This is a genomic window from Actinomyces bouchesdurhonensis, assembly GCF_900128465.1.
GTDB lineage: Bacteria > Actinomycetota > Actinomycetes > Actinomycetales > Actinomycetaceae > Pauljensenia > Pauljensenia bouchesdurhonensis.
In genome coordinates this window covers 1-8,254 of sequence record NZ_LT635873.1, presented here as the reverse complement: position 1 = coordinate 8,254, position 8,254 = coordinate 1, and the positions used below count along the sequence as shown (strand labels likewise).

6 protein-coding genes and 2 pseudogenes are annotated in these 8,254 nt (G+C 62.4%); 3 read left to right on the top strand and 5 right to left on the bottom strand.

All coding sequences use genetic code 11. The features are described 5' to 3' along the window. The coding region (locus BQ7477_RS10835) for a S1C family serine protease (protein WP_234968832.1) at positions 1-1,186 on the top strand (1,186 nt) is incomplete at its 5' end. Between the two features lie 187 nt (positions 1,187-1,373). On the opposite strand, the gene BQ7477_RS10830 is transcribed toward BQ7477_RS10835, so the two are convergent. The 5 genes and pseudogenes from BQ7477_RS10830 to BQ7477_RS10810 all read right to left on the bottom strand — a co-directional run. Beyond that, entirely contained in the window at positions 1,374-2,294 is a 921-nt protein-coding gene (locus BQ7477_RS10830) for a NotI family restriction endonuclease (RefSeq protein ID WP_073983900.1), read from the bottom strand. Next, complete coding sequence (locus BQ7477_RS10825) at positions 2,294-3,472, bottom strand: DNA cytosine methyltransferase (RefSeq protein WP_073983899.1); 1,179 nt, start codon at positions 3,470-3,472, stop codon at positions 2,294-2,296. The genes BQ7477_RS10830 and BQ7477_RS10825 overlap by 1 nt, the downstream gene beginning before the upstream one ends. A 148-nt stretch (positions 3,473-3,620) precedes the next feature. After that, positions 3,621-3,890, bottom strand: a pseudogene (locus BQ7477_RS10820) (chorismate-binding protein); the annotation flags it as partial. Positions 3,891-4,009: 119 nt separating this feature from the next. After that, complete coding sequence (locus tag BQ7477_RS10815) at positions 4,010-4,996, bottom strand: hypothetical protein (protein WP_073983898.1); 987 nt, start codon at positions 4,994-4,996, stop codon at positions 4,010-4,012. 1,121 nt (positions 4,997-6,117) lie between these two features. Then, positions 6,118-6,748, bottom strand: a pseudogene (locus tag BQ7477_RS10810) (chorismate-binding protein); the annotation flags it as partial. Between the two features lie 137 nt (positions 6,749-6,885). Between BQ7477_RS10810 and BQ7477_RS10805 the strand changes: the two are divergent. Together BQ7477_RS10805 and BQ7477_RS10800 are read left to right on the top strand one after the other, a co-directional pair. Beyond that, positions 6,886-7,074, top strand: a complete 189-nt coding sequence (locus BQ7477_RS10805; RefSeq protein WP_129582579.1) for a hypothetical protein — start codon at positions 6,886-6,888, stop codon at positions 7,072-7,074. A gap of 190 nt (positions 7,075-7,264) precedes the next feature. Then, positions 7,265-8,254 (top strand): IS30 family transposase (locus BQ7477_RS10800; protein ID WP_073983902.1); only part of this gene is annotated, 990 nt, incomplete at its 3' end.

Here is an 8,254-nt window from a genome sequence, read left to right as displayed (position 1 = left end):
CGCGCCCGCGGGCCAGCCGGTGACGGAGTACCCGGCCCCGACCTCGGCCCCCGCCCCGGTCGTCATCGTCAAGAAGAAGGGACCCGGGTGGGTCGCCCTCTTCTGCGCGATGCTCGTGACGATCGTCCTGACGCTGGGCGCGATGCTCTACGTGCGCCCCGAGCTGCTGCGCGTCTCCACGCCGACCAACCTCAACAATGGCACCGTCGCGACCGTACCGGCCTCCTCCGACGCCACCGACTGGACCGCTGTCGCCTCCGCCGTTTCCCCGGCCGTCGTCACGATTTCGACACAGAGCGCGTCCACGGGAAGCACCGGATCAGGCGTCATCTACGACGCACAGGGTGACATCGTCACCAACTACCACGTCATCTCCTCCGTGCTCACCGGCGGGCAAATCCAAGTGACTCTCGCCGACGGGCGCCTCTACGCCGCACGCGTCGTCGGCCACGACAAGACCACCGACCTGGCCGTTATTCGCCTGGAGAACCCGCCCGCGGACCTGACCGTCGCGCGCTTCGCGACGTCGGCGAACCTCGAGGTCGGCGCCCCCGTCATGGCGATCGGCGCGCCCCTGGGCCTGTCGAACACGGTCACGACCGGCATCGTCTCAGCACTCAACCGCCCCGTTGAGGTCTCCATGGACGAGGACTCCACCTCCCAGGACCAGACGCAGGCGTCCTCCGACCTGGTCGTCACCAACGCCATTCAGATCGACGCCTCCATCAACCCCGGCAACTCGGGCGGCCCGCTGTTCGACGCGACCGGCGCGGTGATCGGAATTAACTCCTCGATCAAGTCGCTGGCCACCTCCGCCGACGGGCAGGCGGGTTCGATCGGACTGGGCTTCGCGATCCCCTCCGACCTGGTCGTCTCTGTTGCCGACCAGCTGATCGCGACCGGTTCTGCCTCCCACGGCATGCTCGGCGTCACCGTCAAGGCCGCCACCGCCACGGTCGGCTCTGATACCTACGTGGGTGCCGAAATCCAGGAGGTCACCTCCGGCTCCGGTGCCGCCGCTGCCGGGCTGCGCTCCGGTGACGTCATCCTCAAGGTTGAAGGCCAGGAAGTCACCAGCCCGAAACAGCTCGTCGGCTACGTGCGCCGCTATCGCGCGGGCGACACCATCAACCTGACGATCGAGCGCAACGGGCAGACACAGGACGTGTCGGTCACGATCCAGTGAGGCATACGCCCGTTGAGGCGAGTGTGCCCGTGGCGGCGGGCGTACCCGTTGAGGCGTGACGTGAGTGCTGCGTGCTGACCAGGCTCGCCGCCCCTGCGAGGGGCGGCGGGCCTTTGCGCGTTGAGTGGAGTTACGTGCAGTGCGCCGACGCGCCGCGACCGCTGGAAGGGTAGTGGGCTGTCCTCTCCTATCGCATGCTGTATAACGCGCTCTCGAGCGAAGACCCGTAGACATCGGGTTCAGGGAGGCGGACGCGATTGAATGCGCCCTGCACCCGTTCAACGGTCGTGCAGTCGTATCCCGTCACATCAAGGGGGAGCGGAGAACCAGGTGAAACCTGCGTATCCGCAGCAAAGTCATAGCGGAGGAAATGAAGGGCACCGGGTTGTGGCGCGTAGCCGAAATCGAGATTCTCAGGTCCCCCGAGTCGCGTGAGCAAACGCTCATAGATCGGTGTTGGGGTCACAAACCAGAGACCAGATCGGCACAGGCTTTCTCGTTGCAGAATCTGTCCCTTATAGATGAGCTGCGGAATAATGCGCTTTGACACGTTCTCCCAGTTCAACCCCACCGTGGATTTGGCGATGCTGCGCTCAGGCTTAAGGAGCGCGCTTCGAGAGTCCCTGTAGTTCCCAGTTGTATCGATAGTCTGAACTTCGACGGAGGTAAACTCCGCAAGTTTTCCGTGTTCGTCGATGCGTGCGAGGACCCAGTCTGCGAAGTAACTCCCGACCCCGTCCCTCTTTGGCAGCTTGAGTTCTTTCCCCCATTTGTGTCCAAAGACGGCGACAGCACCGCCTTCTGCGTGGGCGTGAGCAAGCGCTCGGCGACCTGGGTAGAGAGTCAGTTTCCAGCCAAAGGTCCTCTCAGCGATGATGTGAAGCACCTTGTACTCGTCGGCGTACAGCCGATGAGGGCAACAAATGACGGGGGTGGGTGATGAAGACTGCCTGATCGTGCAAGCGCCGGAACGCTCGCCATCTCGACCGAGAGGCTTGGTGCATAGTTCGCCAATGAAAGGACAGAACTGTTTCTCAGCCGCTTTGAGAGCTGTATCCGAGTGGTCGTCGAATCGGTAGCCGAAAAACTCGTGGATGTAACCTGCCATCACGCGCTCCCAAGATGGGTTGCGATTTGCGTGCCAATCGCTTGGGCAAGCATCGGGGGGACGGCGTTACCAACCTCTGCGTACTGCTCCGCTAAGGAACCCGTGAAGTGGTACGTGTCGGGGAACGACTGAATCCTTGCGGCCTCGCGAACCGTAAATACGCGATCCTCCGAGGGGTGGAAGAACGCTCCCCAGTGCGGGTCGCACTTCGTCAGAATCGTTCCGGAAAGATCGCCCCAACGCGGTCGACCGTAGCGTTTCGTGTGGTCGGACTTACGGGCGCGCTGCATTCCGGCAGGTAATAAGTTGTGTGGGATATTTGTCCAATTTCCGCCCGGTGGGATGTGTGACAGGCGTTCAAGGTTGATTTCCGACAGGTTGCTCGAGAAATGGTTGTACACGCCGGTACTTCCCCGGCGGACCTGGTTTTGGAAGACGGAGGTCGGAGCGGAATCGTATTGGGCGATAGCATCCTGTGAGTTCAGGGGTTTTGGCGAGCGCGGGAGATCGGAGATGGCGTCGCGAAGTGTTGTAGCTGCCTGAGAGGGGGCATCCGAAAGCTGCTCAAGAATGTCTTTTCCGTGGAAATTGTGCGAAAAGTTCGCTCTGACCTGGGCGCAGTGTGTCGGCTGCGGCCACACTGTGGCCTCATTATGTGGAGTGAGGGTTCCGATGATGATTGTGCGCCACCGTGTCTGAGGTACGCCGTGGTAAGCCGCGCTCAAGATCTTCACGGACGTGTGGTAGCCATACTGCTCGAGTGACGAGGTGATCGCGGTTAGTGTCCCTCCACGCTCGAACGAGACCAATCCAGGAACATTTTCGATAAGGATCGCGCGCGGCATAAATTCCTCGGTGAAACGAAGAAACTCCCGAAAGAGATGATTGCGCGGATCCTTGTTTGAGCGGATTGGAGCGTTGATGGAGAAACCTTGGCAGGGAGGTCCTCCAGCCAGTAAATCGAGATCGCCCCTATCGAGTCCAAACCGCGAACGTACCTCGTGCGCATCAACTCGGCGGATGTCGTCAACAACGACATCAGTCTCCCGGTGGTTAAACGCGTAGGCTGCGGCGTATGTGGGATGAAGCTCAGAGGCAAATAGAGGGCGAAAGCCTGCTTGCGTGAGTCCCGTGGACAGGCCGCCGGCACCTGCGAAGAGATCGATGCTAGTGAACATGTGTCCTGGCTCTTTCGTTGTCGGGAATCTGGTTGCCTCACCGACGGGAATGAGGGTGTTTGTCGTCTGCTATTCAGGGTAATGCCCCGCGTCCTCATCTGGGTGCGGGCGATGGAGGATACGGGCATTGAGCTGCGTGGAATGCACCTCACACCCCGAGCGCGTCCAGGAGCGGACGCATCTTGGCCTCGGTTTCAGTCAGCTCCAGGTCGGGGTCAGAATCCGGCATTATTCCCGCCCCCGCGAACAAGCGCAGACGCGTCCCCGACGCCAGGCCGCATCGCAGGGCGATCGCGAACTCGCCGTTGCCGGCCGTGTCGCCCCAGCCCACCGGCCCGGAGTAGCGGCCGCGCTCGGTGTCCTCCAGCTCTTCGATGAGGTGCATCGCGGCGTCACGGGGAGTGCCGCAGGCGGCGGCGATCAGCATATCGGCGGCGAATTCCCCACCGACTACGACCTACGCCAAGCGGCCTGGATAACAGTCGCATAAACAAACTGTCAACAACGTGCGCACAACTCCACGGGGTAAACCGTGAATTACTTGAGCGGAGTGCAGTCGAGCGTGGGCTCTGCTCCGTCGTAGGCAAAGTTGATGGTGCACGTGAAGGGGGTCGCGGGGGTGAAGCTCTTGCCGGGTGTGGGGGTGGTGGGGCCTGTCGCTACTGCCAGGGGGAAGGTTGTGCCGCGCAGTGAGCTAATAATCAGGTCATTTGTCGCATCCAACGGTTCCGTACTGTATGCAAGAGCGCCACAGCGTCCTTCCTTGGTGGGATCCGGTGTGCCGGTGCGGCAAGATGCTGCGAATGCTTCGCTCTCCGTCTGAATCCAGTCCTTCAGCTTGTCGCTTGGCTCGATCGTGAACAGTGTGGTCGACATGCCAGCGCGAATTTCTCCTGCCCCGTCGCCGAGAGGACGCGCGTACTCGATCGTCCAGTAGTCGGGATTCTGTGGGACGGCTTCGACACGATAGCTACCAGGAAAAAGGGAGTAAGAACCCTGGGGGTTGTCGACCGACACGTCACCGATGCGAATACTGCGAAGGCCAGCTGTGTCGATCAAGGCTCTCGTTGACCCAAAGGAAGTAGCATTGATCTCCCACATGCCGAGCTGACCGTTCCTCTTGTCTGTCCTATCGAGAAAGGTACGGAAGGGGCGCTGTGGGGAAGGCCCGTCATTGTATCGAATCCATCCTTCAACCTGAATATGCGGGTCGGTGCCAGTATGCCCATCCGACAAGGTTCCCTCGAAACTGACCGTGCTGGGTGCGTGAGCGTGTGCGGCGTCGGTGAGGAACGCTGTGGAGTATCGCCCGTCGAAATTGGTCACGAGGTCCGGAGAGTATGCCAGAGCCTCATCGTATTTCCCATCTTTGATGAGATCCATGTAACGGTTCCACGCGTCCAAGGCGGTCAGGTCGGATAGGTACACGTAGTTGGACCAGTAGCGCGCCCCGGACGCAGCGGCCACGAGGCCCACGCACGAGGCAGCGGCAACCCAGCGCTTGCGCCGTGGTGTGTTGTTCATTGATAGCTCCTCATGTGTGGGGGACGCAGGGACGATGTGCGAGGTTTGACCTGTCGTGGTGGCTTAACAGGGCGGACTCTCCGGCGACGGCTCCTACCCCGTCCAACCGAAAGGCCTCAACATGCTCCATACTACCTTCGATGGTGGCAGTAACACCGGGGGTAGGCTTGTGTTGTTGGCACTTCGTTAAGCGGGTGCGAGTGCCTGCGGAAAGTGGGGCGCCTGTGACGGGAGCTCGTCGTCGTTTTACGCCAGAGCATCGTCGTGCGGTGGGGCTCGTGCTGGATACGGGCTCTACAGATCGCATCTGTCGCCCCGGAATGAGGGCCGCGTGAATCGGCGTTGCGTTGCTGGGTGTGTCTCTGGCGTGGGGAGATGCGCGGATGGCCTTGTTGTCTGGGCGCTCGCGGATAGGTTTCGTCTTCGCGGATAGGTTATCCACTCGTGGATAGGTTACGAAGGTATCCGTATGTTCATAAGCTATCCGCGTGCTCGTTACCTATCCGTGTGCTCGTTACCTATCCGCGAAGGAGAGCAACGAGCTTGAGCGCGCGGCGGGCCGCCGTCACACCCCGAGGGCGTCCAGGAGCGGGCGCATCTTGGCCTCGGTCTCGGTCAACTCCAAGTCGGGGTCCGAATCCGGCATGATGCCTGCCCCGGCAAAAGGCGCAGGCGAGTCCCGGAGGCCAGGCCGCGTCGCGGGGAGTGCCGCACACGGCCGCCGTCGGATGCAGGGCGGCGANTAAGCGGGTGCGAGTGCCTGCGGAAAGTGGGGCGCCTGTGACGGGAGCTCGTCGTCGTTTTACGCCAGAGCATCGTCGTGCGGTGGGGCTCGTGCTGGATACGGGCTCTACAGATCGCATCTGTCGCCCCGGAATGAGGGCCGCGTGAATCGGCGTTGCGTTGCTGGGTGTGTCTCTGGCGTGGGGAGATGCGCGGATGGCCTTGTTGTCTGGGCGCTCGCGGATAGGTTTCGTCTTCGCGGATAGGTTATCCACTCGTGGATAGGTTACGAAGGTATCCGTATGTTCATAAGCTATCCGCGTGCTCGTTACCTATCCGTGTGCTCGTTACCTATCCGCGAAGGAGAGCAACGAGCTTGAGCGCGCGGCGGGCCGCCGTCACACCCCGAGGGCGTCCAGGAGCGGGCGCATCTTGGCCTCGGTCTCGGTCAACTCCAAGTCGGGGTCCGAATCCGGCATGATGCCTGCCCCGGCAAAAGGCGCAGGCGAGTCCCGGAGGCCAGGCCGCGTCGCGGGGAGTGCCGCACACGGCCGCCGTCGGATGCAGGGCGGCGACCAGGTCCAGTAGGTGCGCCGACCCGAGCCGGGCGCGCACGTCTGTCGCCAGGTGGGTGACGTTGGGGAGGGTGAGCAGGAACGGGCCCTGTGCGCGCACGTCCAGGCACAGGCGCTCCAGGATGGAGGACACCGACTCTGACGCCAGCGCGTGTTCGCGCAGGTCCTTCGCACTCGACGCCAAGGCCTGCCCCTCGCTGGGCTTACACGTGCCTGCCAGTACGCGCGACGACGCGGTCCCGCAGGCGGCGGCGATCAGCATTTCGGGGGAGGCTCCCACCAGCGAGTCCACGCTAAAACGCCACGTCGAGGGGTACAGGTCGCTCAGGCGTTCGAGCAAGAAGCGCTCGTCGAAGCCGTGCGGGCAGCGGATCGTCATGTCGCGCGCCATGACGGCCTTGTCGGCCGCGCCCTCGCGCAGGCGCGCCGGCATCGAGCGCACCGAGTCGTGCCATCCGTATGAGGGCCGACCTCCGATTGAATGAGGACATTGCTCCGGGGTAGGGCATCAAGCTTACCGCCTACCTGAGGCTGGTTTTCGAAGAGCCGTATAACGGGTGGAACCTGACCGAGCAGGAGTGCCAGGAACTGGTGTCCATGTTCTGGTCCGGCACTGGCCCCGGCTACGTGGTGGAGGCCACTGCAGAATCCAACAGGTGCATGATCGAGGCCTATTACCAGGGTGAGGCGCGCCATGCGTTCTATTCCCTGGACGAGGCTGGGCACACGCAGGTGCGCCACCCATGGGCCTGGAGGGGTCTGGGTGAAACATTGCCCTAGCTCCTGGAAGCTCGGTGGGGTGCAAGTTCACTTATCAGCAAGGATCTCGACCTCTATCCGTGATCCTGGCCAGCGCTCGCGCACTCACACTCAACTCGGAAGAGTCGTAAAACCAGAACATGCCATCTTGGGCGGTGTCATAGGGTGTAAGCAATTTTCGTGTAGTGGTGATGCTGTTTGGAGGCTGATCATGGGGTGTCGTCGGATGCTTGGTGCCTGGGATCGCGCGGCGATCATGGCGGGGGTGAATGTGGGCTTGTCCCAGACGCGGATCGCTCACTTGATTGGGCGTAGCCCCTCGGTGGTGTGCCGTGAGATCGCCCGCCATACGGGCCCTGATGGGCAGTATCGGGCCGAGGAGGCCGACAAGGCGGCCCGCGCGGCCAGGCGTCGCCCGAAGAAGCGCCTGTTGGATTGTGATGAGGTCCTTCGCGACCGTGTGATTGCTGATTTGTCCCAGGGGCACACTCCCCGCCAGATCAGCGGGCGCTTGCGAGAGGAAGCGTGTGGCACACTGCCCTCCATGGATACTTCTCCCGACGCTCAGGGTCACACGATCAGCCATGAGGCGATCTACACGTGGATCTACGCCCACCCCAAGAAGACGCTCATCGAGCACGGCATTTGCTTGCCCTCGCGCCGGTGGATGCGCAAGAAACCCCCAGCAAGCGGGCGCAAACCCCCCATCGTTGGGATGCGGCTGATTGACGAGCGCCCTGACATTTCTGATCGGAAAATCCCGGGTAACTGGGAAGGCGACCTGATCATCGGCCAAGACGGAGCCAGCGCGTGCGCGACCCTGGTCGAGCGCACCACCCGCTACCTGATCATCGTCGCCCTGCCCCTGGGGCGCAAAGCAGACCAGGTCTGTGACGCGCTCACACGCCGCATCCAGGGCCTGCCCGACGGGGCGATGCGCACACTGACCTGGGACCAAGGCCGGGAAATGGCCCGCCACCAGCGCCTCACCCACGACACCGGCGTGGAGGTGTTCTTCGCTCACCCCCACAGCCCCTGGGAGAGAGGAACCAACGAAAACACCAACCGGCTCATCCGCCGCTACCTGCCCAAAGGAACCCCCATCACCAGCCACCAACCCTACCTCGACGCCATCGCCTACGAACTGAACAACTGCCCCAGAGCCACCCTCGGCTACCGCACCCCAACAGAAGCATTCAAC